Source organism: Salinispora mooreana, assembly GCF_000379065.1.
In the GTDB taxonomy this organism is placed as follows: Bacteria; Actinomycetota; Actinomycetes; order Mycobacteriales; family Micromonosporaceae; genus Micromonospora; species Micromonospora mooreana.
The window spans coordinates 78438-78668 of record NZ_KB900615.1; positions in this window are offsets into that span (position 1 = coordinate 78438).

Genomic DNA, 231 nt, shown 5'->3' on the forward strand with positions numbered 1-231 from the left:
CAGGCACGCCCTCGCGGGCGGGCTCGCAGTAGGCGCACTCGCCAGCCGCCCCGGTGGCGGGCGCCCCGACCATCTCCATCTCGTCATCGGGATGCGGGTCATCCGCAACAGGTTGCGGGGGGCAGGTGTGCCGGTTACCCGCCGCCTGCGCGGCCGGCATCGACGTGAACGAGGAGTCACCCTGACCGCACACCCGGCACCGCCACCCGAACCGCGGCTGGGGGCGGGGTG